The sequence below is a fragment of the Actinomadura sp. SCN-SB genome (assembly GCF_043906805.1).
Classification (GTDB): domain Bacteria; phylum Actinomycetota; class Actinomycetes; order Streptosporangiales; family Streptosporangiaceae; genus Spirillospora.
Genome location: NZ_JBIMPP010000019.1, coordinates 96,543 through 120,966 on the forward strand (window position 1 = coordinate 96,543; position 24,424 = coordinate 120,966).

Annotated in this window: 24 protein-coding genes and 1 pseudogene; 10 read left to right on the forward strand and 15 right to left on the reverse strand. The window is 72.6% G+C overall.

Annotation, left to right across the window (positions count from 1 at the left end):
• The first annotated feature begins 36 nt into the window (after positions 1 to 36).
• Both ACGWYJ_RS15350 and ACGWYJ_RS15355 read left to right on the forward strand, forming a co-directional pair.
• Positions 37 to 993: an NAD(P)H-quinone oxidoreductase gene (locus ACGWYJ_RS15350; protein WP_395106638.1), complete on the forward strand. Its 957-nt coding sequence runs from the start codon at positions 37 to 39 to the stop codon at positions 991 to 993.
• Positions 994 to 1,012: 19 nt separating this feature from the next.
• On the forward strand, positions 1,013 to 1,576 hold the full coding sequence (locus tag ACGWYJ_RS15355; protein ID WP_395106639.1) for a bacterial proteasome activator family protein: 564 nt from the start codon (positions 1,013 to 1,015) through the stop codon (positions 1,574 to 1,576).
• Positions 1,577 to 1,587: 11 nt separating this feature from the next.
• Here the strand turns inward: ACGWYJ_RS15355 and ACGWYJ_RS15360 are convergent, their stop codons facing one another.
• From ACGWYJ_RS15360 to ACGWYJ_RS15385, 6 genes are all read right to left on the reverse strand, one after another.
• Positions 1,588 to 2,415, reverse strand: a complete 828-nt coding sequence (locus ACGWYJ_RS15360; RefSeq protein ID WP_395106640.1) for an HAD family hydrolase — start codon at positions 2,413 to 2,415, stop codon at positions 1,588 to 1,590.
• 137 nt (positions 2,416 to 2,552) lie between these two features.
• The gene (gene serS / locus ACGWYJ_RS15365) at positions 2,553 to 3,812 is read right to left on the reverse strand and encodes a serine--tRNA ligase (protein WP_395106641.1); all 1,260 of its coding nucleotides are present in this window, start codon (positions 3,810 to 3,812) and stop codon (positions 2,553 to 2,555) included.
• A gap of 64 nt (positions 3,813 to 3,876) precedes the next feature.
• A complete protein-coding gene (locus ACGWYJ_RS15370; RefSeq protein ID WP_395106642.1) occupies positions 3,877 to 4,680 on the reverse strand; it encodes a class I SAM-dependent methyltransferase in 804 nt (267 codons plus the stop codon).
• Positions 4,677 to 5,639 carry a prephenate dehydratase gene (pheA, locus tag ACGWYJ_RS15375; protein ID WP_395106643.1) on the reverse strand — a complete coding sequence of 321 codons (963 nt, stop codon included), beginning with the start codon at positions 5,637 to 5,639 and terminating at the stop codon, positions 4,677 to 4,679. The genes ACGWYJ_RS15370 and pheA overlap by 4 nt, the downstream gene beginning before the upstream one ends.
• Before the next feature lie 127 nt (positions 5,640 to 5,766).
• Positions 5,767 to 6,219: a DUF4446 family protein gene (locus ACGWYJ_RS15380; protein ID WP_285699048.1), complete on the reverse strand. Its 453-nt coding sequence runs from the start codon at positions 6,217 to 6,219 to the stop codon at positions 5,767 to 5,769.
• Positions 6,219 to 7,553 (reverse strand): glycosyltransferase 87 family protein, encoded by a 1,335-nt coding sequence (locus ACGWYJ_RS15385; RefSeq protein ID WP_395106644.1) that lies wholly within the window; start codon positions 7,551 to 7,553, stop codon positions 6,219 to 6,221. The genes ACGWYJ_RS15380 and ACGWYJ_RS15385 overlap by 1 nt, the downstream gene beginning before the upstream one ends.
• Positions 7,554 to 7,662: 109 nt before the next feature.
• Here ACGWYJ_RS15385 and ACGWYJ_RS15390 point away from each other — a divergent pair, with 109 nt between their 5' ends.
• Complete coding sequence (locus tag ACGWYJ_RS15390; protein ID WP_395106645.1) at positions 7,663 to 9,915, forward strand: hypothetical protein; 2,253 nt, start codon at positions 7,663 to 7,665, stop codon at positions 9,913 to 9,915.
• Between the two features lie 688 nt (positions 9,916 to 10,603).
• Here ACGWYJ_RS15390 and mptB read toward each other — a convergent pair.
• The 3 genes and pseudogenes from mptB to ACGWYJ_RS15405 form a co-directional block, all read right to left on the reverse strand.
• Positions 10,604 to 11,221, reverse strand: a pseudogene (gene mptB, locus ACGWYJ_RS15395) (polyprenol phosphomannose-dependent alpha 1,6 mannosyltransferase MptB); the annotation flags it as partial.
• Positions 11,222 to 11,418: 197 nt separating this feature from the next.
• Positions 11,419 to 12,150, reverse strand: a complete 732-nt coding sequence (locus ACGWYJ_RS15400) for a glycosyltransferase family 2 protein (RefSeq protein WP_395106646.1) — start codon at positions 12,148 to 12,150, stop codon at positions 11,419 to 11,421.
• Positions 12,151 to 12,223: 73 nt separating this feature from the next.
• Positions 12,224 to 12,559, reverse strand: a complete 336-nt coding sequence (locus ACGWYJ_RS15405; protein WP_395106647.1) for an STAS domain-containing protein — start codon at positions 12,557 to 12,559, stop codon at positions 12,224 to 12,226.
• A gap of 285 nt (positions 12,560 to 12,844) precedes the next feature.
• On the opposite strand from ACGWYJ_RS15405, the gene ACGWYJ_RS15410 reads away from it, so the two are divergent.
• Positions 12,845 to 13,228: a hypothetical protein gene (locus tag ACGWYJ_RS15410; RefSeq protein WP_395106648.1), complete on the forward strand. Its 384-nt coding sequence runs from the start codon at positions 12,845 to 12,847 to the stop codon at positions 13,226 to 13,228.
• A 91-nt stretch (positions 13,229 to 13,319) separates the two neighbouring features.
• On the forward strand, positions 13,320 to 13,757 hold the full coding sequence (locus ACGWYJ_RS15415; RefSeq protein WP_395106649.1) for a hypothetical protein: 438 nt from the start codon (positions 13,320 to 13,322) through the stop codon (positions 13,755 to 13,757).
• Here the strand turns inward: ACGWYJ_RS15415 and ACGWYJ_RS15420 are convergent.
• Positions 13,735 to 14,862 carry a sensor histidine kinase gene (locus tag ACGWYJ_RS15420; RefSeq protein WP_395106650.1) on the reverse strand — a complete coding sequence of 376 codons (1,128 nt, stop codon included), beginning with the start codon at positions 14,860 to 14,862 and terminating at the stop codon, positions 13,735 to 13,737. The two genes, ACGWYJ_RS15415 and ACGWYJ_RS15420, sit on opposite strands and share 23 nt — an antisense overlap.
• Positions 14,862 to 15,584 (reverse strand): response regulator, encoded by a 723-nt coding sequence (locus ACGWYJ_RS15425; RefSeq protein ID WP_395106651.1) that lies wholly within the window; start codon positions 15,582 to 15,584, stop codon positions 14,862 to 14,864. The genes ACGWYJ_RS15420 and ACGWYJ_RS15425 overlap by 1 nt, the downstream gene beginning before the upstream one ends.
• Before the next feature lie 108 nt (positions 15,585 to 15,692).
• On the opposite strand from ACGWYJ_RS15425, the gene ACGWYJ_RS15430 reads away from it, so the two are divergent.
• The 3 genes from ACGWYJ_RS15430 to ACGWYJ_RS15440 all read left to right on the forward strand — a co-directional run bounded on the left by ACGWYJ_RS15430 (position 15,693) and on the right by ACGWYJ_RS15440 (position 18,329).
• Entirely contained in the window at positions 15,693 to 16,391 is a 699-nt protein-coding gene (locus ACGWYJ_RS15430; RefSeq protein ID WP_395106652.1) for a hypothetical protein, read from the forward strand.
• Positions 16,392 to 16,496: 105 nt separating this feature from the next.
• Positions 16,497 to 16,676 carry a hypothetical protein gene (locus ACGWYJ_RS15435; RefSeq protein WP_395106653.1) on the forward strand — a complete coding sequence of 60 codons (180 nt, stop codon included), beginning with the start codon at positions 16,497 to 16,499 and terminating at the stop codon, positions 16,674 to 16,676.
• Between the two features lie 87 nt (positions 16,677 to 16,763).
• A complete protein-coding gene (locus tag ACGWYJ_RS15440) occupies positions 16,764 to 18,329 on the forward strand; it encodes a long-chain-fatty-acid--CoA ligase (RefSeq protein WP_395106654.1) in 1,566 nt (521 codons plus the stop codon).
• A gap of 63 nt (positions 18,330 to 18,392) precedes the next feature.
• Here the strand turns inward: ACGWYJ_RS15440 and ACGWYJ_RS15445 are convergent, their stop codons facing one another.
• From ACGWYJ_RS15445 to ACGWYJ_RS15455, 3 genes are all read right to left on the reverse strand, one after another.
• Entirely contained in the window at positions 18,393 to 19,304 is a 912-nt protein-coding gene (locus ACGWYJ_RS15445; protein WP_395106655.1) for an endonuclease/exonuclease/phosphatase family protein, read from the reverse strand.
• Between the two features lie 167 nt (positions 19,305 to 19,471).
• Entirely contained in the window at positions 19,472 to 20,656 is a 1,185-nt protein-coding gene (tuf, locus tag ACGWYJ_RS15450) for an elongation factor Tu (RefSeq protein WP_395106656.1), read from the reverse strand.
• A gap of 115 nt (positions 20,657 to 20,771) precedes the next feature.
• Positions 20,772 to 20,897 carry a hypothetical protein gene (locus ACGWYJ_RS15455; protein WP_395106657.1) on the reverse strand — a complete coding sequence of 42 codons (126 nt, stop codon included), beginning with the start codon at positions 20,895 to 20,897 and terminating at the stop codon, positions 20,772 to 20,774.
• Positions 20,898 to 20,991: 94 nt separating this feature from the next.
• Here ACGWYJ_RS15455 and ACGWYJ_RS15460 point away from each other — a divergent pair, with 94 nt between their 5' ends.
• Entirely contained in the window at positions 20,992 to 21,798 is an 807-nt protein-coding gene (locus ACGWYJ_RS15460) for a hypothetical protein (RefSeq protein ID WP_395106658.1), read from the forward strand.
• On the opposite strand, the gene ACGWYJ_RS15465 is transcribed toward ACGWYJ_RS15460, so the two are convergent.
• Positions 21,776 to 23,002: an MFS transporter gene (locus tag ACGWYJ_RS15465; protein ID WP_395106659.1), complete on the reverse strand. Its 1,227-nt coding sequence runs from the start codon at positions 23,000 to 23,002 to the stop codon at positions 21,776 to 21,778. The genes ACGWYJ_RS15460 and ACGWYJ_RS15465 overlap by 23 nt on opposite strands.
• A gap of 65 nt (positions 23,003 to 23,067) precedes the next feature.
• Between ACGWYJ_RS15465 and ACGWYJ_RS15470 the strand changes: the two genes are divergently transcribed.
• Entirely contained in the window at positions 23,068 to 24,279 is a 1,212-nt protein-coding gene (locus ACGWYJ_RS15470; RefSeq protein ID WP_395106660.1) for an arginine deiminase, read from the forward strand.
• The last annotated feature ends 145 nt before the right edge of the window (positions 24,280 to 24,424 follow it).

Consider the following 24,424-nt stretch of genomic DNA (forward strand, 5'->3'; position numbering starts at 1 on the left):
CGGTGGCGGCGCGGGCCGCCCGGTAGCGTGATGAGTATGCGTGCGATCGTCATTCGTGAACCGGGCGACCCCGACGTCCTGGAGTGGAAGGAGGTGGCCGATCCGGAGCCGGCGCCGGGCGAGGTCGTGATCGAGGTCGTGGCGAGCGCGGTCAACCGGGCGGATGTCATGCAGCGGAGGGGCTTGTATCCCCCGCCGCCGGGCGCTCCCCCGTACCCGGGCCTTGAGGTGTCCGGACGGGTCGCGGCGCTCGGCGACGGCGTGACGGGGTGGAGTGCCGGTGACGAGGTGTGCGCGCTGCTGGGCGGGGGCGGCTACGCCGAACGGGTGGCGGTGCCCGCGGGCCAGGTGCTCCCCGTGCCGCGCGGGGTGAGCCTCGCCGAGGCGGCCGGGCTTCCCGAGGTCGTCTGTACGGTGTGGTCGAACGTCTTCATGTTGGCGCGCCTTGAAGAGGGGGAGACCTTCCTCGTACACGGCGGCGGCAGTGGCATCGGCACCGCGGCCATCCAGTTGGCCAAGGCGCGGGGGGCGCGGGTGGTGTGCACGGTCGGCAGCGCGGAGAAGGCGGAACGCTGCCGCGCGCTCGGAGCGGACGTGGCGATCAACTACCGCGACGAGGACTTCACCGAGAGCGGACCGTACGACGTCATCCTTGACAACATGGGCGCCAAGTACCTGGAGCGCAACGTCCGTTCCCTGGCGGCCGGCGGGCGCCTGGTGGTGATCGGCTTGCAGGGCGGGACGCGTGCCGAGCTCGACCTGGGGCTGCTGCTGGGCAAGAGGGCGGCGGTGCACGCCACGTCGCTGCGCGCGCGTCCCCTGGAGGAGAAGGCGGCGATCGTGGCGTCGGTGCGCGAGAACGTGTGGCCGCTGATCGAGTCGGGCGCGGTGCGCCCCATCGTCGACCGGACGATCCCCATGGCCGAGGCCGCCAAGGCGCACCGGGTGCTTGAGGACAGCGTCCATGTCGGGAAGATTCTGCTGAGCGTGTAGGACAGGAGACCGGGAGATCATGAACCAGCCTTCGCGAAACGAGCCGACCAAGCCGGAGTCGGAGCAGGAGCCGCAGGTCCTGGTGGTCGGTCCGAACGGGATCGCGATGGAGGCGAGCGGGGAGAGCGCCACCGGGGAGAAGTCGGTCACCGAGATGGTGGAGCAGCCGGCCAAGGTGATGCGGATCGGCGGCATGATCCGGCAGCTTCTGGACGAGGTGAAGGCCGCCCCGCTGGACGAGGCGAGCCGGGCCCGGTTGAAGGAGATCCACCAGTCGTCCATCAAGGAGCTGGAGGACGGCCTGGCGCCGGAGCTGGTCGAGGAGCTGGAGCGGCTGTCGCTGCCGTTCGTCGAGGGCCAGGTGCCCAGCGAGGCGGAGCTGCGGGTCGCCCAGGCCCAGCTCGTCGGATGGCTTGAGGGGTTGTTCCACGGCATCCAGACCACGCTGTTCGCGCAGCAGATGGCGGCGCGCGCCCAGCTTGAGCAGATGCGGCGTGCGCTTCCCGCCGGGATGGTCCCGCCCGGCGGTCAGGGTGGCGAGGACGAGGGCCCGGGTCGCCGCTCCTCCGGCCCCTACCTGTAGGCGCCCCCGCCCTAGGAGGGGGCCTCGTCCTGGTCCGCGGGGTAGAGGCGTTCGAGGACTTGGGCGACGCCGTCCTCGTCGTTGCCGGCCGTGGTGTGCGTGACGGTGGCGAGCACGTCCGGGTGCGCGTTCGCCACCGCGTACGACGTCCCGGCCCACGTCAGCATCGGCAGGTCGTTGGGCATGTCCCCGAAGGCGACGACCTCCTCGGGCGCGATGCCGTGCTCGGCGCAGAACTCGGCCAGCGCGCTGGCCTTGGTGATGCCGGGCGCGCTCATCTCCAGCGGACCGGACGAGTGGGTGACCGTGACCAGGTCGCCCACCGCCTTGATCGCCCGTTCGGCCAGCGAGTCGGTGTCGGTGCCGGGGTGGAAGGCCAGCAGCTTGGTGCCGCCCCGGCTGACCAGCGTCTCGCCGTCGACCGGACGCCCGCCGAGGGCGTCGGCGTCCCAGGTGCCGAGGTTGTAGCTGGCCTCGAAGACGAACCCGGTCGGGTACTCCACGGCGAACCGCAGGTCGGGAACGGCCGCGCGCAGCCGCTCCACGACCTGCGCGATCACCTCCGGCTCGATGATGTGCGAGCGGAGCACGCGCTCGGTGTGCAGGTCGTACAGCACCGCGCCGTTCGCGCAGATGGCGACGCCCCGGTGACCGACCGCCGTGGCGACCTCCGCCATCCAGCGGGGCGGCCGCCCGGTGACCATGACCAGCGTGGCCCCGGCGCGTTCCACCCGGCCGAGCGCCGCCACCGTGCGGGCGGACACCGTGCCGTCGGAGCGCACGATCGTCCCGTCCAGATCGGTGGCGATCAGCCGAGGCCGACCGGCGGAGTCCGACATGTCACCTTCCTGTCCCGCCGCATCAGGACTTCCCCGGCCGCGCGAGCGGCAGGGGGACGGTGGCGGCTGGAACACACCATAAGCGATCTGCCAGGACGGACCACCCGCACCCCCGAGCCGCGGGCCGCGAACCGCGGTCAGCGCTTGACCGGTTCGATGACCTCCAGGCCCAGGTGCTTCTGGAGGGCCTTGGGGACCCGGACCGAGCCGTCCGCCTGCTGGTGGTTCTCCAGGATGGCGACGATCCAGCGGGTGGTGGCCAGGGTGCCGTTGAGGGTGGCGACCGGCTGGTTCCTGCCGTTGCCGTCGCGGTAGCGGACGGCCAGCCTGCGGGACTGGAACTCGGTGCAGTTCGAGGTGGAGGTGACCTCGCGGTAGGTGTTCTGCGTGGGCACCCACGCCTCGCAGTCGTACTTGCGGGCCGCGCTCGCGCCCAGGTCGCCCGCCGCCACGTCGATGATCCGGTACGGCAGCTCGACCTTGGCCAGCATCTCCTTCTCCCACTCCAGCAGCCGCAGGTGCTCGGCGTGGGAGTCGGCCGGGTCGCAGTAGGAGAACATCTCGACCTTGTCGAACTGGTGCACCCGGATGATGCCGCGGGTGTCCTTGCCGTACGAGCCGGCCTCCCGCCGGAAGCAGGACGACCAGGCGACGTACCGCCGCGGCAGGTCGGGAAGGATCTCGTTCATGTGGTACGCGGCCAGCGGCACCTCGGACGTCCCCACCAGGTAGAGGTCGTCGGCGGGCAGGTTGTAGACCTCGGCGGAGTGCGCGCCGAGGAACCCGGTGCCCTCCATGGCGTCCGGCTTCACCAGGACCGGCGGGTACATCGGCGTGAACCCGGCCTCGATCGCCTGCTCCATGGCCAGGTTGAGCAGGGCGAGCTGGAGCCGTGCCCCGATCCCGGTCAGGTAGAAGAACCGGGCGCCGGACACCTTCGCGCCGCGTTCCATGTCGATCGCGCCGAGGGCCTCGCCCAGCTCCAGGTGGTCCTTGGGCTCGAAGTCGAAGGCGGGCGGCTCGCCGACGTGTTCCAGGACGACGTAGTCCTGCTCGCCGCCGGGCGGGGTGTCGTCCTCGACGAGGTTGGGGACGGTCCTGAGCAGCGCGTCGAGTTCGGCGCCCAGCCGGTCGGCCTCGGCCTCGGCGTCCTTGACCTGCTGGGCCAGCTCCTTCGCGCGGGCCAGCAGCGCCTGCCGCTCCTCGCCCGACGCCCTGGACACCGACTTGCCGAAACTCTTCTGCTCCGACCGCAGCCGCTCGAACGACGACAGCGCGGAACGGCGCCGTTCGTCCAGGTCCAGCAGGGTGCCGACGACGGACTCGTCCTCGCCGCGGGCGCGCTGGGACGCGCGCAGCCGCTCGGGATCCTCTCGAAGAGCTCGCAGGTCAATCACAGACCCGAGGCTACCGTTGCCGGACCCGCCCCGCGTCCGAGTATCGCGCGCCGCCCGCCCGGGCTCAGCGGGTCGCGTGGGTCAGCAGAGCGTGGGCCGGGAGGGAGACCTGGCCGCCGTCCACCGCGTACCCCGCCATGATCCGGTCGTAGGCGACCTTGATGCGGGCGACCGTGGCCTCGTCCTGCCGGGACACGATCACGCCGTTGCTGCCGACCTTGGCCAGCGCGCCGGTCCGCCACCACTCCTCGGGGTGGGTGACGTGCCGCCAGGACACGGGCTCGGTGACGGCGCCGGGAAAGCCGGACTCGCGGACCAGCCGCTCGAACGCGTCGCGGCGGCCGTACTCCATGAACGGGCTCACCGGGATGTCGTCCGGCCAGGGGACGCCGACCTGGTCGACCGCGTCCCGCACGATGGACAGGGCGCCGCTGCCGGGCATCTCCCAGCAGGTCAGCGCCAGCCGCCCGCCGGGACGCAGCACCCGCCGCAGCTCCGCCAGGGCGCGGGCGGGGTCCCCCACATGGTTGATCACGAAGTTGCCCACGACCGCGTCGAAGGTCTCGTCCGCGAACGGAAGGCCGGGCAGCACCGCGACCCGCACGTCCAGCCCGGGGACGTTGCGCGCCGCGGTCTCGGCCATCCCGGGGTCGGCGTCCACCGCGGTCACCTCGGCGCCACGGCGCACCGCCTCACCCGCCACCACACCGGGGCCGGTGCCCACGTCCAGCACCTTGGTCCCGCCGCCCACCTTCGCCGCGTCCAGCAGGGGCTTGACGGTGTACGCGGTCAGCTGCATGAACCCGCGCTCATACGCGGGGGCGCGTCCCGCCCACAGCTCGCGCTCGTATTCGTCGAAGGACGTCACGGAACGGAGCGTACGCGCGCCTCCGGCGGTGCGTCAGGGGTGCGGCCGGTGCGGACGGACTCCAGCCAGGCGGCGGCCTCGGTGAAGTCGTTGTCGTGGGTGCCCCGGCGGACCTCGGGGCGCACCCGGTCCGCCCGCGCGTACGAGCCCAGGAAGCGGACGTCGGCGCAGACCCGGCGCAGGCCCATCAGCGCCTCGCCGACCCTGGCGTCGGCGACATGGCCCTCGAAGTCCATCCAGAACAGGTACGAGCCGAGGCCCGCGCCCGTGGGGCGGGACTGGATCAGCGTCAGGTTGATGCCGCGGATCGCGAACTCGTTCAGGATCTCCAGCAGCGCGCCCGGGTGGTCCTCGCCGATGAACGCGACGACGGTCGTCCGGTCCATGCCGGTCGGCTCCGGGGGCGGGCAGGGGCGGCGGAGGGTGACGAAGCGGGTGACCGCGTCGGCCACGTCGTGGATGTCCTCGGCCAGGATCGACAGGCCGTAGCGGGCGGCGGCGAAGGAGCCGGCCAGGGCGGCGTCGTAGTGCCCGTCGGCCACGTGCTGGGCCGCCTCGGCGTTGGAGGTCGCCGCGCGCCACTCGGCGTCCGGGACGTGCTCGGCCAGCCAGCGGCGGCACTGCGGCTGCGCGTGCGGATGGGACGCGACGGTCTTGATGTCCGCGAAGTCGGTTCCGGGGCGGACCAGCAGCGCGAAGGAGACCGGCAGATGCACCTCGCCGACGATCTGGAGCGGCTCGCCCAAGGCCAGCTCGTCCAGCGTGGTCGGGACGGACCCCTCCACGGAGTTCTCCAGCGCCACGACGGCCGCGTCGACGTCGCCGCGCCGCAGCGCGTCCAGCGCCGCGGGGACGGTGGCGAACGGGATCCGCTCCGCGCCGTGCGAGTCGGGGACCGAGTTCAGCGCGGCCTCCGTGAACGTGCCCTGCGGCCCGAGATACGCGTATCGCTGAGACATGGACGTCTACTCCTCCGTCCGCGCGCGCCAGGCACGCAGGCGGGTGTGAGGCAAGAATGGAGATGAGAGGTTCGAGTTTACGGGGCGTGCGCACGTTGAACGGACCCGGCGCCCCCCGAATCCGAGCCTAGGGGGCCGCGGGGGCGGTGCGGTCGCCGAAGTCGGGGAGGGGGTCGTCCATGGTGACCACGGGTCCCTTGCCGAGCCTCGCGGCGCGCAGGGCCTGGTTCTCCTCCGGTGAGAGGGAGTCGACGGCGTACCCCCGCCGCACCGCCTTGGCGTAGGTGCGGGTCTCGGTACGGCCGTTGATCGAACTGACCACGACCCCGTCGCCGTGGGCGTTCAGCACGGCGAGCGAGAAGGACCGGTGGCCCGACATCTCCTTGAGCGCGTCGTAGTGCACGATGGCGAGGTCGCGCAGCGCCTGGGTGTCGGCCGTCCCACCGGCCAGTTGCAGTTGGCGGCGGAGCGTCTCCGAGCACTCCGCGACGACCTGGTTCACCCGATTGTGCGCGACCACCGCGATGGACAGACCGGCCACCCCGGCGACGAACCCGGCGACGGCCACCGCGACAAACATCACACGCTGAGGGTATCGACACCGGCGGAGCGCCGCGAAGCATCCGTCCGATCGGCCGCGGTGGCCAGCCGGTCGGCCAGCCAGCCGCCGAGGAGGGCGACCATGCCGACGGCGGCGAGCCCGAACGCGTCCTGGACGATCTTGCCGGGGATCTTGGTGACCAGACCCTGCTGGAGACTGATCAGCTTGGCCCCCCACCACGGGAGCGGGAACAGGAACGCCACCCAGACGCCGAGCGCGATCCGCCTCCGCACGGCGTCCGCGCCGTCGCCCATCAAGGCGCCCAGGACCGGGACCATCCACACCAGGTGGTGGATCCAGCCGACGGGAGAGAGCAGCACCGACAGCAGGCCCACGATCGCGATGGCGGCCAGGCGGAGCGTGTAGGCGTCTCCCAAGCGGTCGTCCAGCCGTACCGAGACGGGGCGGGCCCGGACCAGCTCGTCGCCGAGCAGGGTGGCGCGCCGGGCCAGCCGGAACCCCGCATAGGCCATGATCGCCGCGAGCGCCAGCCACAGCAGCGTGCCGGCCGGGTCGGGGAGGTACAGCCGCGAGACCATCCCGTTGATCGCCTGGTTGGTGGTCCCGTTCACCGCGCCGGTGCGGTCGCCGCCCTCCAGCAGCGCGCCGAACCAGAAGTCCACCGAGTCGTGGGGCAGCATCGCGAACCCGGCCAGCGTGGCCGCCCCCGCGGTCAGGACGGCGTTGCCCAGCGCCTCCCGGCGCCCGGTGATCAGGAAATAGATCAGGAACACCCCGGGCACCAGCTTGATCGCGACGGCCAGCCCGACCAGCATCCCGCGCGGCCAAGAGGTGCGCTCGGGGACGCAGTCGGCCAGGCACATGGCCATCAGGAACACCCCGACCTGCCCGAACCTGGCCTGGTCGAACACGGGCATCAGCCAGGCGGAGGCCCCGATCAGCGTGGCCATCACGACCGGCGCCCACCGCCCGGCCCGCCGGATCAGCGGACGGAACGCGTACCAGACCGCCACGGCCAGCGACAGGTACAGCAGCGCCATCCACAGCCACTGCGCCGCCCTCCACGAGATCACCGTGAACGGCACCGCGAGCAGCGACGCGAACGGCGGGTAGGTGAAGGGGAGCAGCTGGGGCGGCTGGGTGAGCACCTCGTACAGGGGGGCGCCGCGCAGGATGGCCCGGCCGCCGTCCCGGTACACCTCCAGGTCGACCATCCGCTGGTCCGGCGGGTTGGTCAGCCACCACACCAGGATCGGCGTCAGCGTCGCCGCCAGGATGGCGACCGCCGCCACCCAGGCCACCGGCCCCGCCCTCCGGCCAGGTGGAACGGCGCCTTCCTTGCCTGCACGCATGACCCCATCCTGGCGCAAAGGGACGCCCGCTACGGCCGTCCGGCCCACCCGTGGACGCTGATCGGGAACGTTGGGCAAGGCGCTGTGGGCTCCCTGTAGCCTGGACGCCATGGCGAGGGGGCTTGCGGTGGGTATGCTCTTCGCCACACTGTTCTCGCTGGTGGGGGGATTGATCGTGGCGGCGCCGCCGCCTCCCGCCGCCGCATCCGTGGCCCCCGCGACGGCGGCCCCCACCGGGCGCGTGGTGATCATCGGGGTGCCCGGTCTGATGTGGCGGGACGTGGACGAGCACACCACCCCCGCGCTGTGGCGACTGGCGGGGCAGGGCGCGGCCGGGGCCCTCAGCGTCCGGACCACCAAGGTCAACACCTGTCCCACCGACGGCTGGCTGACCGTGTCGGCGGGCCAGCGCGCCCGGCTCCCCCACGGCGACTGCGTGCTTCCCGCGTCCCCCGTCCTGCCCGGCTCGGCGTCCGGGGCGGGGCCGGGCGACGCGCCGCCGCCCGCGGAGGGCGCGACCGCCCCCGGCTGGACGGAGATCAGGAACGACAACGCGCGCGGCCAGTACCACGCCCAGACCGGGCTGCTCGGCGATACCGTCCGCGCCGCCGGGGGCTGCACCCTGGCGGTCGGGCCCGGCGCGGTGTTCGGGCTGGCCGACCGCTGGGGACGGGTCGACCGCTACATCCCGTCCGTCGACAAGGCGACACCGCGGGACTGGGCGCGCTGCCCCGTCGCGGCGGTGGACGTGGACGACGTCTTCCGCGTCTTCGTGAACGCCGGGGTGGACGCCCGGGGCGAGCAGGTGCCGGTGACGGCGGCGGACCGCCGGGCCGCCGTGAGCGCGGCCGACCGCCGCGTCGCCCAGGTCGTGAACGCGGTGCCGGACGGGACGACGGTGCTGGTGGCGGGGCTGTCCGACATCGGCGTGACCCCGCACCTGCGGCTCGCGGCGGCGCGGACCGTGGGCGGCGGTGCCCTGGGGTCGGGTCTCCTGACCTCCGCCGCGACCCGGCAGCCCGGGATGGTCACGCTCACCGATGTGACCGCGACCGCGTTCACGGCCATCGGCGTCCGGCAGCCGGCGCACGCGATCGGGTCGCCGTGGCGGGCGGAGCCGACCCGGATGGACACCCTCGAACGGGTCGAGTCGCTGGAGGACGCCGACGTCGCCGCGCAGGCGATCCGCGGGGTCCAGGGCGTGTTCTTCTGGGTGCTCGGCGGGGCGCAACTGCTCCTGTACGGGCTGGTGGCGCTGGCGCTGCGCAGGCGCCGGTGGAACACCCCGCGCAGCCGCGCCAGGATCCTGGCGGGCACGCGGATCGTCGCGCTGGTCGGCGCGGCGGCGCCGGTCGCCTCGATCCTGGCCGGGCTGCTGCCCTGGTGGCGGTCGGCGCATCCGGTGCCCACCCTGGTCTGCGCGGTCGTCGGCTTCGCCGGGCTGGTCGCGGGCGTGGCGGTGGCCGGTCCGTGGCGGCGCTCGGTGACCACGCCCGGACTGGTGATCACCGGGGTGACGGCGCTGGTGCTCGCGGTGGACGTCATGACCGGCTCGGGGCTCCAGCTCAACGCGCTGATGGGCTACTCGGCGCTGGTCGCGGGCCGCTTCTACGGGTTCGGCAACCAGGCGTTCTCGCTGTTCGCGGTCGCCGCCATCCTGACCGCGGCGTGGCTCGCCGAGTACCCGCTGCGCGCCGGGCGCAAGGGGGCCGCGGTCGGCGTCGTCGCGGCGATCGGCGTCGTGGCGGTGGCGGTGGACGGCCTGCCCGCCTGGGGCAGCGACTTCGGCGGCGTCCTGGCGATGGTCCCCGCGTTCGCCGTGCTCGGGCTGATGGTGGCGGGCAAGCGGGTCTCGGTGGTGCGGCTGGCGCTGTTCTGCGTGGCCGGGGCCGTGCTGGTGCTGCTGATCTCGTACGTCAACGCGCGCAGCGCCAACCCCACGCACCTGGGGCGCTTCTGGCTGGACCTGGAGAGCGGCGACGCCTGGGACACCGTCACCCGCAAGTTCCAGGCCATGCTGCGCAGCCTCGGGTACTGGCCGTTCATCATCCCGCTGGCCGGCGCGGTCGGGTTCCTGTTCTTCGCGCTGATCCGCCCGATCAAGGCGCGCACGCCGCTGCTGGAACGGGCCTACGAGCACAGCGCCACCATGCGCCCCGCGCTGCTGTCCGCGCTGACCATGGGGGTCGCGGGGACGCTGGTGAACGACTCCGGCGTGGTGATCCTGTCGGTGGCGCTCAGCCTGGCGACCCCGTTGATGCTCGCCGCGAGCGTGCGGGCGCTGGAGCGCGACCGTCCGCCCGACCCGGGCGGCACGCCCGCGCCAGCGCGATCAGGATCGCCGTCGTCAGCACCGGGATGATCCACGGCCGCAGCACGGTGACCAGCCATTCCAGGTTGTCCGGAAGCCCGATCAGCTTGGGGTCGCGGGCGGGCAGGTAGGCCAGGCTGAGCGCGCCGGTGTGGGCCAGCAGCAGCCGGTCGAACCGCGACCACGGCAGCAGCGCCAGCGCCGCCCACGCGAACCCGTCGTACCAGGGCAGCACGTACGGGGCGGAGAACAGCCAGGCCAGCACGAGCGCCGCCGCGACCCGGCGGCTCTCCTCGCGCTCGTCCCCTCCGGTGTCGCGGGAGGTGTCCCTGGGCAGGGCGCGGGCCAGCAGCCACAGCAGGACGAGCAGCAGCACCAGTGCGCCGATCTTGATGACGGTGCGGTGGCCGCCGCGCCCGGTCAGCATGTCGAACAGATGCCAGGGCGTGGCCAGCGACACCGAGTTCGACGCCCTGCCGAGCTGGTCGAAGGCGTGCGGGCCGGCCGGCGCGAACAGCGCGGCCGCGGCCAGCCCGGCCCCGGCGAGGAGCGCGGCCAGGCGCCACAGCGCGGAACCGTCCCCGGACGTGCGCAGGCGGCGCAGCAGCGCCCAGGCCGGGCCGCCGCAGACCAGCGCCGCGGGCAGCTTGATCGCCATCGCCGCCCCGGCCAGCGCGCCCGACGCCAGCGCCCTGGGCACACCGCCCCCGCAGCGTCCCGTGAAGATCGCCAGCGCGGCGACCATCGGGGCGATGGCGAGGGTGTCGTTGTGCGCGCCCGCCACCAGGTGGAAGAGCAGGAGCGGGTTGCACGTCCACATCAGCGCCGTGCGCAGCCGCCGCTCGGGCGTGCGGGACGTCCGGTGGAGGACGGCGGCGGTCAGCGCGAACGCCAGCGTGTTGATCAGCGACATCACGAAGACCGTGAGCCGCACGGACTCGCCGCCGATCCGGGACGCCAGCGCCTCCTGCGCCGTGGCCAGCGGCCCGTACACCGAGGGGGCCCGCCGCCACTCCTCCACCGCGCCGACCACCGGGTCACCGGGCAGGTCGGCGGCGCTGGTCGCGTACGGGTCGTGGCCCAGCACCACCATCCGCCCGTACGCGGCGTAGTTGAGATGGTCGCTGGAGCCGATCGGGGGCAGGAACGCGAACGCGGCGGCGGCCAGGAGCCCGGCGGCCACCAGCGGCGTCGCGCGGCACCGCCAGCCCCGTCCCACCGCGGTGAAGCACAGCGCGAGCCCACCGGTGCCCGTGAGGATCCCGACGACGACCAGGCCGATGACCAGATAGGGGGAGGCGCCCGCGTCGAGCGCGTACGGGGGCTGCCCCGGCTCGCCGCGCAGCGCGGGCGACATGGCCGACGTGCCCAGGAGCGCGGTCAGCAGGAAGCAGCCCAGACTGATCCCGATCGCCCAGAGCCCGGCGGTGCCCGCCCTCCCCGCGTCGAGCCCGGCCCACCACCGTCCGGCTCCGGTACGGCGTAGGGTGCCGCGTGGGGGAGAAAGTCCCGCGTGCTCCGGGATGGCGCGCTCCTGGTCTGGGCGGGCCGTCGTCACGACCGGCGGGTCCGGAAGCGGGACAGCCCCGCGGCCAAGGCGGGCTCGCGTACGGCCAGCGCGCGCGCCACGTCCCGGAACTGCTTGGCGCGATGTAGCTGCGCGCGCCAGTCGGTGCCGGTGGCCCGGTGCGCCAGCGGCACCTCCACCTCCGTCACCCGGAAGCCCTTCAGCAGCAGGTCGATGGTGAGCGCGGTCTCCACGCCGAACCCCGGGGCGAGGGGGAGCGCCGCCTCGAACGCGGCGCGGGTCAGGCAGCGCTGGCCGTTCAGCGGCTGGGTGGCCTCCCAGCCGGTCGCCCTCCGGATGCCCTCCCGGGACAGCCGGACGACGAAGCCGTGCCCGCCGAGCTTGACCGTGGCGGCGAACGTGGCGATGGTCATGTCCGCGGCGCCCGCGCGGACCGGTTCGATCAGCGGCGCCGCCTCCCGCGCGGTCTCGGCCAGGTCGGCGTCGAGGAACAGCAGGTGGAACGGGGTGTCACGGTCGGCGTCGAGCAGCCGCACCGCCTCCGCCCCGCTCTCCATCGCGGCCCCCTTGCCACGGTTGCGGGTGTGGCGGACGACCCTGGCCCCCGCCTCGACGGCCACCCGCCGGGTGCCGTCGGCGGACCCGTCGTCCACCACCACGACCAGCCCGGCCCCGGGCAGCTCCAGCGCCGCCTTGACGGTCGCCGCGATGCGGTCGGCCTCGTCCTTGGCCGGGATGATCACCGCTACATCCTGCATAGGGGCGATCGTAGTGGCCCGCCGGGACCCATCCAGGCGAAACGAGCGGGCGGGGCCGGTGCCGGGCGCGTCGTCAGCCGGCGTCCAGCGCGGGCGCCACGTCCACCACGGTGAAGACCGTGTCGAGGCCGGTGACCTGCAGGACGCGCCGTACGGCGGGTCGCGGCGCGGCCAGCTCCAGCGTGCCGTTCCGCTCCTTGATCCGCTTCAGCGCGGCCAGTAGGACGTTCACGCCGGTCGAGTCGCAGAATTCGATCCCGCTCATGTCGACGACGATGCGGTCGGCCTGGTCGCGCAGGAGCGTCGCCAGCGCCGACTGCAGCTTCGGCGCGGTGTACAGGTCCAGCTCACCGGTCGCCGTGACGACGGCGTGACCTCCCTGAGACGCGGTCGAGACATTGAGCTCCACGTCGGCACACTATCGGTCGAACGGCGCGGGGGCCAGGGAGCGGCCGGAGTCCCGTGTGGCGCGGGCACCACCCGCCGGCGAGTCGTTGTGCGATACCCGGTACGTCCGATTCCGGGCGTGTCCGCGACGGTGTCCCGTCCCGGGCCGCGGGCGGCCGATCTGCGCGAACGCCCCTCGTGCCGACCCCGACTGAGGGAGGCTGAGCAGGGAGATGAGCAGGGCAAACGGTGGTGCGACCCGGGCAGGGGCCGGCCCGGTCGGTCATACATGGGGGGATGGCCGGACATGGAAACCGATCCGACGACCGATCCGGACGCCGAGTCGCCTGAGGTGCGGCTGCGGGAACGGCTGGAGGAGATCCGGGCGCGCTCGGTGAAGTCCACCTCGTGGCGGGAGACCACGCAGTACCTGTCGCGGCTGGTGAACCGTGCCGGGTACGTCCCGGTCCACACCCGCCTGTCGCGCGAGGACCTGGCGTTCCTGGGCGGCGCCAGGGACGAGGTGGCCGCGCTCGCCGACCTCGGGCTCCGGCTGCTCGACCTGCACCGTCCCCAGGAGTCCGGCGGCCTCAGCAGCGACCCCGCCCACCGGATCCGCCGCTGCCGCACCTGCATGGGCCGCTGGCCCTGCCCCACCCTGCGCGTCATCAGCGAGACCCTGACCCGCTGACCGCCACCGGCGGGAAGGCCACTCTCAGGAGCGAGGCCATTCCCTCGAAGGGGCGATGCGCCGCACCCTCGCCCTTGCTTGGGTCGGTGCCATGAGAACAACGGGTACCGAGAGGGCCGTCCGCGCCACGCTCGTGATCCTCGGGCTCGTCACCGCGACCCCCGCGATGGCGCTCGTCCGGCCCGAGACGCTCAGCACCTACGCGGGACTGGACGTCCCGTCCGACCCCATGGTCCTGGCGCTGCTCCAGCACCGCGGGATCCTCCAGGCCGCCCTGGGGGCCGCCCTGGTCTGGGCCGCCTTCCACCCGTCCCTGCGGATCCCGGCCGCCGTCACCGCCATCACGACCAAGTCGACGTTCCTGTTCCTCATGGCCACACTTCCAGGACCGTCGCGCCTGGGCGACGTCACCGGCGTCCCGATCGACGTCGCGGCGATCGCCATCCTGCTCGTCATCGCCACCCACACCTACCGGCGGAGCCACAGCCCCACCCCCACGGCGACGGCTAGCTCGCCGGGGTCGAGGTGAGGGGGAGCCGGACGGTGAAGCGGCAGCCCTGGCCGGCGTTGGTCACGCCTATCTGACCGGCGTGGGCCTCGACGATGCCGCGGGCGATCGCCAGGCCGAGACCGGCGCCGCCGCCGGGAGTGCGGGCGGTCTCGCCACGGAAGGCGACGTCGAAGACGCGGGGCAGGTCCTCCTCGGGGATGCCCCCGCAGGCGTCGGCGACCGTCACCCGGGCCTCGCCGCCGCGGACCTCGCCGGTGATCTCGACGGTTCCGTCGCTCGGCGTGTGCCGGATCGCGTTCACCACCAGGTTGCGCAGGGCGCGGCCCAGCTCCGCGGAGTCGACCTGGACGGGGAGGCCGTCGCTCACATCGCCGTGGAGGCGGACGCCCTTGGCGCGGGCCAGGGCCTCCGTACCGGCGACCGCGTCGGCGACCAGATCGCCCAGGCCGACGCGCCGCCGTGACAGCCGCAGCGCCCCCGCGTGGATGCGGGACAGCTCGAAGAGGTCGTCCACCATCTCGGCGAGCCGGTCCACCTCGGCGCGGATACGGCCGTGGTAGCGGCGGACGGTCCCGGAGTCGGCCACCACCTCGTCCTCCAGGGCCTCGGCCATGGCGCGCAGCCCGGCCAGCGGTGTACGGAGATCGTGGCTGACCCAGGCGACCAGCTCCCGGCGGCTGGCCTCCAACGCCTGCTCGCGCCGGTGCGCCTCCGCCAGGCGCTCGTACGCGGCCTCCAGTTCCCGTGACAGCTCCGCCAGCTCGGCGGGCAGCCGGGTGGGCGGGACGCGGAAGCGGTCCGCGCGCACGGCGTCCACAAGGGTGCGGTTCGCCGCCACCAGCCGGCGGCCCAGCAGCACCGAGACCGCCATGGCCACCAGGCCCGAGGCGGTGACGACCGCCTGCACCACCGCGCGGTCGTGATCGTTCAGCACCATCATCGCGGAGATCACCGCGATGCCGGACGTGGTGGCCAGCACGGTGGCGGCGCCCACGACCGCGAGCTGGACCGCGACGGAACGCCCGCGCAGCGCGTGGAGCAGTCCCAGCCCGCCCGCCGCGACGACCAGCGCGGCCAGCGCCGCGTAGAAGGCCACGTAGAGCAGGTCCTGGAAGGGCAGCATCACGCCTCCTCGCCGCCGTCCGCCGGCTCGTACCGGTAGCCGACGCCCCACACGGTGACCAGGCGGCGCGGCGCGGCCGGGTCCCGCTCGATCTTCTCGCGGAGGCGCCGCACATGGACGGTGACCGTCGAGGAGTCGCCGAACGACCAGCCCCACACGCGGTCCAGCAGCTCGTCGCGGGTGAACGCCTGGCGTGGGTGGCGCAGGAGGAAGACCAGCAGGTCGAACTCCCGCGCGGTCAGCGCCAGCGGCTCGCCGCCGACCGTCGCCTCGTGCGCCTGGACGTCCACCAGCAGGTCCCCGTCCCGCAGGGGACGGGCGGGCGGCGCGGGCGCCAGGGAGCCGCGGGCCCGGCGCAGGACCGAGCGGACGCGCAACGCGAGCTCCCGCGGGCTGAACGGCTTGGTCACGTAGTCGTCCGCGCCCGTCTCCAGCCCGACCAGCCGGTCGGTCTCCGCGCCCAGGGCGGTCAGCATCACGATCGGGACGGCCGAGGACTCGCGGAGCCTACGGCACACCTCCAGCCCGTCCATTCCGGGCAGCATGAGGTCCAGGACGACGAGGTCGGGCGGATGCGCCTCGGCGCTGCGCAGCGCCTCCAGGCCGTCGGCGACGCACCGCACCTCGTGACCGTCCCGCACCAGGTACCGGGCGACGACCTCGGCCACCGTGGGATCGTCATCGACCACCAGGACGCGTCCGGTGGGAGGGGCTGGGTTCACCTTCCTCAAGCTACGCGCGGCGCACCGCATCCCGGACATTACGTCACCTTCTCGTAAGACCTGCCGGGCTTCTGTGCCCGGCACCCCGGGATGCCCTTTAATAGCCGGATGACGCAGCCGCGCTCCTCTTCGACCGGTATGGCGGCCATCGCCGGAGTCATGATCGGTGCCGTCGCGGCGACCCTCGTCGACGCCGTGCTCACCGTCGGGGTCTCCTACCTGTACCAGTGGGTGGGGTACGGCCTCGGCATGGCCCGTGTGATCGCGGTGGTGACGGCGGTGGTCATCGGTGCGGTCACCGGCGGCGCCACGCTGTTCTCCCGCCCTTTCGGGCCGCTGATCCCGGTGCTCGCGGGGACACTGGCCATCCCGGCGTCCTTCGTCGGCGACCTCATCGGCATCGCCGTGGAAGCGACGCTGCACAGCGGGCTGCCCATCGGCCGCCGGTTCGAGTTCTACGTCGAGAGCTACACCCACCTCAGCGTCTTCGGCGTGTTCACCCTGCTGCTCTACGTCGCCGTGGCCTTCGGCACGTCCGCGATCCGGCATCTGCGGCGGGCGGGCGGTCCCCAGAACGCCGGGGCGCCCTGGGGAGGTCCGTACGGAGGGCAATACCCGGGCCAGTACCCGCCCCAGCCCCCGCCCGGCTACCAGCAGCCCGGCCAACAGCCGCCCGGCTACCAGCAGCCCGGCCAACAGCAGCCCGGCCAACAGCCGCCCGGCTACCAGCAGCCCGGCCAACAGCCGCCCGGATACCAGCAGCCGCCCCACGGGCAGTCGCCTCCGCCGCCCCCGCCTCCCGCATGACGTCCCGTCTTCCGGTTCCTCAGGGTGCGGGTTCAGGGGATCTCAGGGTTCAGGGTCCTCCCGTGGGGTGATGACGGCCATCCCGCCAGCCCTTACCGTTGAGTCATGGCTAAGACAATCCTGACGATCGCCGGGGTGGTGCTCGCCGTCTGGCTGCTCTTCACCGTGATCGGCGCCATCCTGTCCATGCTCAAGTTCTTCTTCTTCATCGGCTTCGTCGCGGTCATCGTGTACATGGCGGTGATGCTGGTGTCCAAGTCCTCCAAGAGTTTCAAGCACAGGTAAAACGGCCCGGTCGCCCCTCTTGTCACGGCCTGCTCGTGAACGGATGATTCCTCCACGAACAGGCGGTCACCGGAGAAAGGGGCCACCGTGCCGAGCCTGACCGAGGTGCTGCGCGACCGAGCGCAGCGGCATCCGGATCGCATCGCGTTCCATAGTGGGGACGCGTCCATCACCTATCGAGACTTCGACCGGCGGGTCGACCGGGCCGCGGCGGCGCTGGCCGCGGCCGGTGTCGGCCATGGGGACCGGGTCGCGGTGCTGGACAAGAATTCGCTCGAATACGCCGAGCAGTTGTTCGGCGCCGCCCGGATCGGGGCGGTGCAGGTCCCGATCAATTACCGGCTGGCCCCCGACGAGGTCGCCTATATCGTCAACAACGCGAAGGCGAAGGTCTTCATCGTCGGGCCCGAGTTCGTCCCGGTGCTGGACGCGATCGCCGGCAAGCTCGAACACGTGGAGCGGCAGGTCGTCATCGGCGGCGAGCCCGGCCACGCCTACCTCGACTACGAGACCTGGATGGCCGAGCACGAGCCTGGCGAGCCGGTCGACGCGGTCGACACCGGCGACGTGTTCGTCCAGCTGTACTCCTCGGGCACCACCGGGCTGCCCAAGGGCGTGATGCTCACCCACGACAACTTCATGGCGGTGCTGCCGCTCACCAACGAGGTGTGGCAGATCGGCGACGACGACGTCATGATGGTCGCGATGCCGATGTACCACGTGGCCGGCAACGCGCTGACGGTCTGCGTGGTCTTCGACGGCATCACCGGCGTCATCGCGCGCGAGCCCGACCCGGTGGCGATCGCCCGCGCGATCGAGAGGCACAAGGTCACGCACATCTTCCTCGTGCCGGTGCTGTTGCAGTTCATGCAGCTGATGCCGGAGGTCTCCGAGGCCGACCTGTCCAGCCTCAAGCTGCTCCTGTACGGGGCGTCCCCGATCAGCGAGGACGTGCTGCGCGGCGCGATGAGGATGCTGCCCACCACCAAGTTCATGCAGGTGTACGGGCTGACCGAGACCACCGGGGCGATCACCTACCTGCCCGCGGAGGACCACGACCCGGACGGCCCCAACCCCGGCAGGCTGCGCAGCGCGGGCGTGCCCAACCCGTCCTGCGAGCTGAAGATCGTGGACCCGGCCACGCTGGAGGAGGTGCCGACCGGGCAGGTCGGAGAGATCCTGTGCCGGACCCCGCAGAACATGAAGGGCTACTGGGGGATGGAGGAGGCCACCGCGGCGGCGCTGCTCCCGGACGGCTTCTTCCGCACGGGTGACGTCGGCTACCTGGACGAGGACGGCTACCTCTACATCCACGACCGCGTCAAGGACATGATCATCTCGGGTGGGGAGAACATCTACCCGGCCGAGGTGGAGAACGTCCTGATGAGCCATCCGCAGGTCGCCGACTGCGCGGTGATCGGCGTGCCGGACGAGAAGTGGGGCGAGACCCCCAAGGGCATCGTGGTCCTGGCCGAGGTCGCCGACGTCTCCGACGACGAGCTGATCGGCTACTGCCGGGAGCGCCTGGCCCACTTCAAGTGCCCCACGTCGATCGAGCGGCGGGACGCGATCCCCCGCAACCCCACCGGCAAGATCCTCAAGCGCGAGCTGCGCGCCCCGTACTGGCAGGACCAGGACCGCGCCGTCCACTGACGGGCGCACCGCCGCCGGGCCGCGTCCCGCCGACTACGCGGGACGGCCCGGCGGTCACGGGGATCAGCGGAACCGGATGGCCGCCGCCAGCGGGTGATGGTCGGACGTGCGCACCGGAGCCGGGGACACCCCGCACGAGACCCCCGCCGACCTGCTGATGAAGAGGTAGTCGGTCTTGGCGACGGGCGTGCCGCGCTGGTCCAGCAGGGTCATCGCGCCCGTCCGGGACTCGCCCGGACCCTGGTCGCACTCGGCGAGGCTCCGGTACAGCGGGTCGAGGACGGGCGACCCGGGACGCTCGGCGAGATCACCCCCGATGATCACGCGCTGTCCGGCGGCCCGCTCGGTGATCGCGGCGATCTGCTTGGCGCGCCACCGGCCGCGCGGGTCGTCGTCCCACCCTCGGGAGCTGGCCTGGACGCTGCACAGCCGCGCCCGCCACGCGCCGACCGTGCCGCACACCATGGACCGGCCGTGCGGCTCCGGCGACGGCAACCGCACCCGCTCGACGTCCGACAGCGCGGAGTCGGTGCCGATGGCGACACCCAGCGTCCCCCGGCCGTTGCCGCATGCCCGGTCGCCTCCCCCCTTGGCACGTTCCGGGGCGAAGGCCCAGCTCCACGACCGCAGACCCTTGACGGCCCGCAGCGCGTCCAGGTGACCGGAGCAGACCTCCTGGAGCAGCACCGCGTTCAGCCTGACCTGGCGTCCGCCGACCTCGCTCGCCGCCACCCGCTGCGCGACCTGCGTGGCGGCCCCGGCGGGGTCCGCCGGCGCCCGGCAGCCGAGGTCGCCGCACACGTTCCAGGTCATGGCGTTGATCGCCGTGAACGGGGCGTTCTCGCCGGCGTCGGCCAGGGTGGGAGCCGCCGCGGACGGGCCTTCCTCGATGGCGGCACGGGCACCGGCGGTGACGACGACCGCGGCGGCTCCGGCGACCGCGAACAGGGGGATCAGGGCGCGGGGGGCTCGCACACTTGCTCCATGATGATGATCAGCGGGGTCTTTCTCCCGGAATCTCACCACATCAAGATCCATTCGCGCTGCCGAAACCGGGAACCGCCGGAGATCTCCGCACAAGGGAAGGGCCCGGCGGATCTCACCGCCGGGCCCTCACCCGGTGCCGTGCTGTCGTCCCGGCCCTAGTCGAGAAGGTCGGTGACGGTGCCGGCGCCGATGGTGCGGCCACCCTCGCGGATGGCGAAGCCGAGGCCCACGTCCATCGCCACCGGCTTGCCCAGCTCCACGGCCATGTCGACCGAGTCGCCCGGCAGCGCCATGACGGACGCGCCGCCCAGGTCCACCGCCCCGGACACGTCCGTCGTCCGGAAGTGGAACTGGGGCCGGTAGCCGTGGAAGAACGGCTTGCTGCGGCCACCCTCGTCCGCCGTCAGCACCCGGACCCGCGCCCGGAACCGCAGATGCGGTTGGATCGTGCCGGGCGCGCTGACCACCTGGCCGCGCTGGACCTGGTCCCGCTTGACGCCGCGCAGCAGCATCGCTGTGTTGTCACCCGCCTCCGCGTGGTCCATGGTCTGCCCGAAGGTCTCCAGCCCGGTCGCGACCGAGCCGAAGGTGTCCCCGAGCCCGACGACCTCGACGGCGTCGCCGACCCGGATCGAGCCCTGCGCCACCACCCCGGTCAGGACGGTGCCGCGGCCGGTGATGGTGAACACGTTCTCCACCGGCATCAGGAACGGGCGGTCCAGGATGCGCGGCGGGATCGGCACGTACCCGTCGATGGCGTCCAGCAGGTCGCCGATGCGGGCCACCCAGTACGGGTCGCCCTCCAGCGCCTTCAGCCCGGACACGCGGACCACCGGGATCTCCTCGCCGGGGAACCCGTACTCCGACAGCAGCTCGCGGACCTCCAGCTCGACCAGGTCGAGCAGCTCGGGGTCCTCGACGGCGTCGGCCTTGTTGAGCGCCACCACGATGTGCCGGACGCCCACCTGGCGGGCGAGCACGATGTGCTCCCGCGTCTGCGGCATCGCGCCGTCCTGCGCGGACACGACCAGCACCGCGCCGTCGATCTGCGCCGCGCCCGTGATCATGTTTTTCACGTAGTCGGCGTGGCCGGGCATGTCGACATGGGCGTAGTGCCTGGTCGCGGTCTCGTAGTGGACGTGCGCGACGTTGATGGTGATCCCGCGGTCGCGCTCCTCGGGGGCACGGTCGATGCCCTCGAACGGCACGGCGGAGGCCAGCCCGCGCTCGGCGAGCACCTTGGTGATCGCCGCGGTCAGGGTGGTCTTGCCGTGGTCGACGTGGCCCATCGTGCCGATGTTGAGATGTGGCTTGCCGCGTTCGTAGAGCCGCTTGGCCATGATGTTCCGTCCTCACTTGGTCCGCACCGGAACGTGAGAACCCCCCACGGGTATTTCCGCGGGTCTCTTGGGCCACCCCCCTCCGCTGGTTCTCCGGAGGTGGGACGGAGAGGGGTCAGCGTCGCAGGCCGTCGACGACGGTCGCGTCCGCTGCCGCTGCGGCCGCCAGGAAGGAGGCAGCCGGCACCGCGCTCAGCAGAGCGGACTCTGCGAGCATGCTGGTGCCGGCTGCGAGGAACATGGTCCGGATGGTACGTGGCGGCCCGTCCCGGAGCGACCGGATTATTCGCGGGCTCCGCCCGGAACCCGCCCGAGGCCGTGCCCGTCGAAGGTCCATGCGAGCCAAGTTGCCGCGCGTGGTCATCTCGGCCTGCCTTGCCGTTTTCGTCCTCGCCGGTCTGCTGGGCGTCGGCTACATCGCGTGGAGCCCCTCACCGCCCGGCGACCCGAACGCCGTGGTGCTGCGGGTCCGCTCGGTCGCCGGCATGGAGACACCGACGGTCCTGCCCCGCCCGGTGCCCGACCTCACCGTGTACGGGGACGGACGGATCATCGTGGCGAAGACCACGTACGGTGCGGTCGCCTCCACCCGCATCATGGACGGGCGGCTGACCGCCGGCGCCTACCGCAAGCTCTACAAGGACGGACTCCTGGCCGGGCTGAGCACGTCCCGGACCCACCACGCCGACGAGCTGATCTTCGACGCCGGATCGACCCAGGTCGAGTTCCTGTCCGGCGGGCTCCGGCACACGACCACCATCCGGCAGGGCGCCTCCGGCCCGCGCGAATGGCTCGTCGAACGGCTGACGGAGCGGTTCACGGCCATGCGGGACGACGACCTCATCCGGCCCCCCATCACCTACCGTCCCGAACGGACGGCCATGGTGGCGTGGCGACCGGACAGGATGTCCTACGGGAAGGCCGAGCGCGAGCAGCGGTGGCCGCTGCGTCCCCTGCCCGAAGGTGACCCCGCGGGCTGCACCGTCCTCGACTGGGCCGAGGCGCAGGAGACCAAACGGGTCATCAGCTCCGCGGGATCGGTGAACTGGCGCAGCGGCGGGCACCTCTACAACGTCCTGCTCCGCCCGATGCTCCCCGACGAGAAGGACTGCACCGCCCTCAACCGGCCCCGCCGCGGCTAACGGCCCGCCGCACCGGCCGCCTCACCAGCAGGATCCCGCCCGCCAGCGCGCCCGCGACCTGGCACGCGGCGATTGCCAGGATCAGCCCGGTCGGCCCCATCGCATCGGCGAAGACACCGGTCAGCGCGGCACCGACCGCCGAGGCGCCGATCTTCAGGCTCCCGCCCGTGGTGTTGACCTGGCCCAGCCGCTCCGGCGGCGACTCCCGCTGGCGCAGCATCAACGTCGCGGCGAACACCGGTCCCTCGACCAGCCCCACCAGCAGGAAGCACAGCAGCGCCCACGCCAGCGTCCCCGCCAGCGCCACGGACGCGAGCGCGGCGCCGAACACCACCAGCCCGACCATCACGACCCACTCCGCGGAGCGCGCCTTGAGCCAGCGGGTGGACGCCAGCGACCCCAGCAGCGCCCCCAACGCGAACGCCATCAGCAGAAGACCCCCCGCCTCCGCGTCCGCCCCCGAACGCTGAGCGATGAGAACCGCGGCGATGGGGATCCCGCCGTACCCCAGGAACGCGATGCTCGTCGCCAGCGTCAGCGACCGCAGCACACGGTTGGCGACCAACACCGCCAGCCCGCCGACCACCACGCCTGACCACCGCCGGCGCCCGTCCGGCTCCTGCGGTGGACGGCCCGGCGGCGTGACACGACCCCGAAGCGGCAGCAGGCTCAACGCCGCCGCGCCGACCGCCCCCGCCCCCACGATGGCCAAACCCGAACGCGACCCGCCCGCGACGGTCGCGATCGCGGCGGCCAAGCCGGGACCGGCGACCGCCGCCATGCTGTAACTGGACGCCTCCAGCCCGTACGCCCGCGGCAACCGGCTCTCCGGAACGAAACGCGGCAACAGGCTCGTCAACCCCACGACGATCGGCTCCGTGCACCCCACGACGGCGGCGACCGTGGCCGCCAGGACCAGCGGAGACCGCCCAGCCATCAACAGCAGCAGACCCGCCGACGCCGCGTACACCACCGCCAGCGCCACCGCCACCGCACGCGGACGGGACGCCCGGTCCAGCGCGTGCCCGATCACCGGGCCGCTCACCACGTACGGGAACGTCAACGCCGCCTGCAAGAACCCGGCGTCGGCCGCCCGGCCCGTACGGGCCTGCACGGTCAGCACGAGCGCCGTCGCGACACCCTCCGCGGAGATCCGCAGGAACGTCGCGGACGTGAGGTGCAGCGGCAGCGCCGGGCGAGGCATCTGCAAATGGTGACATACCGCGTGGCCAGCGGATTCCCGAGATCACCGGCACCTAGACTCGCAGTGTGACGCAGATCGGATCCTACGAGCACCGGGTGACCAGCGAGGTGGGACGGCTGCGCACCGTCCTGCTGCACCGCCCCGGCGCGGAACTGAAACGGCTCACCCCGCGGAACAGCGACAAGCTGCTCTTCGACGCGATCCCATGGGTGGGACGGGCACAGGAAGAACACGACGCGTTCGCCCAAGCCCTGCGCGACCGCGGCGTCGAAGTCCTCTACCTGAGCGAACTGCTCCAAGACGCGCTCGAATACCAGGTTTGCCGCGACGAGGCCATCACCTGCGTGACCGACGACCCCCGCTGGGGAGACCAGCTCCGCCGCGTCGTCCACGACTACCTGTGCGACCTCGACCCGGAGATCCTCGCCCACGTCCTGATCGCCGGACTCGCCCACGAAGAACTCAAGATCGCGCACGGCCTGGTGTACCGGCTGATGAACCGGCTCGACTTCATCATCGACCCGCTGCCCGGCCTCCTGTTCACCCGCGACAACAGCGCCTGGATCGGCGACCGCGTCGCCATCACCAGCCTCGCCATGCCCGCCCGCAGACCCGAGTCCGCGCTGACCGGCCTGATCTACAAACACCACCCGCGCTTCGCCGGCGTAGAACCCATCTACGACCGGTCACTCGAACACGTCGAAGGCGGCGACATCCTGCTCCTCTCCCCGGGCGTCCTCGCCGTCGGAACAGGCGAACGCACCACACCCGCGGGAGTGGAACGCCTCGCACGCAGAGTCCTCGGCGCCGGACTCGCCCACACCGTCCTGGCCGTCCCCATCGCCCAGGAACGCGCCACCATGCACCTCGACACGGTCTGCACCATGGTCGACACCGACACGGTCGTGATGTACCCGCCCATGGCCCACTCCCTGACCGCGTACGCCGTCACCGCCTCCAACGGCGACCTCGACGTCACCGGCCCCCGCCCCTTCCTCGACGCCGCCGCCGAAGCGATGGGCCTGGACCGGCTCAAAGTCATCGACACCGGCCTCGACCCCGTCACCGCCGAACGCGAACAATGGGACGATGGCAACAACACCCTCGCCCTCGCCCCCCGCGTAGCCGTCGCCTACGAACGCAACATCGAAACCAACGCCCAACTCGAAGCGGCAGGCATCGAAGTCATCCGGATCAGCGGCAGCGAACTCGGCACCGGCCGAGGCGGCCCCCGCTGCATGTCCTGCCCCCTGCTTCGCGACACCCCACCCACCTGACAAACCCAACACGGCCAGGAACGGCCCCCTCCCTGGTAGGCCGAACCGGTCACCTAGTAGGGTCCTCTCCAAGCTCGGGCGCTGTCGTGCCCCCGTCGACACCGCCCGAGCCACCAGTGTTTATTGGCGGTGCCTGCGGCGTTTA

Bases quoted from the DNA above. Each gene is read 5' to 3' on its own strand.
- ACGWYJ_RS15350 (WP_395106638.1), top strand. From the start codon at position 37: ATGCGTGCGATCGTCATTCGTGAACCGGGCGACCCCGACGTCCTGGAG.
- ACGWYJ_RS15355 (WP_395106639.1), top strand. From the start codon at position 1,013: ATGAACCAGCCTTCGCGAAACGAGCCGACCAAGCCGGAGTCGGAGCAG.
- ACGWYJ_RS15360 (WP_395106640.1), bottom strand. From the start codon at position 2,415: ATGTCGGACTCCGCCGGTCGGCCTCGGCTGATCGCCACCGATCTGGAC.
- pheA (WP_395106643.1), bottom strand. From the start codon at position 5,639: ATGTCTCAGCGATACGCGTATCTCGGGCCGCAGGGCACGTTCACGGAG.
- ACGWYJ_RS15380 (WP_285699048.1), bottom strand. From the start codon at position 6,219: ATGTTTGTCGCGGTGGCCGTCGCCGGGTTCGTCGCCGGGGTGGCCGGT.
- ACGWYJ_RS15385 (WP_395106644.1), bottom strand. From the start codon at position 7,553: ATGCGTGCAGGCAAGGAAGGCGCCGTTCCACCTGGCCGGAGGGCGGGG.
- ACGWYJ_RS15390 (WP_395106645.1), top strand. From the start codon at position 7,663: ATGGCGAGGGGGCTTGCGGTGGGTATGCTCTTCGCCACACTGTTCTCG.
- ACGWYJ_RS15400 (WP_395106646.1), bottom strand. From the start codon at position 12,150: ATGCAGGATGTAGCGGTGATCATCCCGGCCAAGGACGAGGCCGACCGC.
- ACGWYJ_RS15410 (WP_395106648.1), top strand. From the start codon at position 12,845: ATGGAAACCGATCCGACGACCGATCCGGACGCCGAGTCGCCTGAGGTG.
- ACGWYJ_RS15415 (WP_395106649.1), top strand. From the start codon at position 13,320: ATGAGAACAACGGGTACCGAGAGGGCCGTCCGCGCCACGCTCGTGATC.
- ACGWYJ_RS15420 (WP_395106650.1), bottom strand. From the start codon at position 14,862: ATGCTGCCCTTCCAGGACCTGCTCTACGTGGCCTTCTACGCGGCGCTG.
- ACGWYJ_RS15430 (WP_395106652.1), top strand. From the start codon at position 15,693: ATGACGCAGCCGCGCTCCTCTTCGACCGGTATGGCGGCCATCGCCGGA.
- ACGWYJ_RS15435 (WP_395106653.1), top strand. From the start codon at position 16,497: ATGGCTAAGACAATCCTGACGATCGCCGGGGTGGTGCTCGCCGTCTGG.
- tuf (WP_395106656.1), bottom strand. From the start codon at position 20,656: ATGGCCAAGCGGCTCTACGAACGCGGCAAGCCACATCTCAACATCGGC.
- ACGWYJ_RS15455 (WP_395106657.1), bottom strand. From the start codon at position 20,897: ATGTTCCTCGCAGCCGGCACCAGCATGCTCGCAGAGTCCGCTCTGCTG.
- ACGWYJ_RS15460 (WP_395106658.1), top strand. From the start codon at position 20,992: ATGCGAGCCAAGTTGCCGCGCGTGGTCATCTCGGCCTGCCTTGCCGTT.
- ACGWYJ_RS15465 (WP_395106659.1), bottom strand. From the start codon at position 23,002: ATGCCTCGCCCGGCGCTGCCGCTGCACCTCACGTCCGCGACGTTCCTG.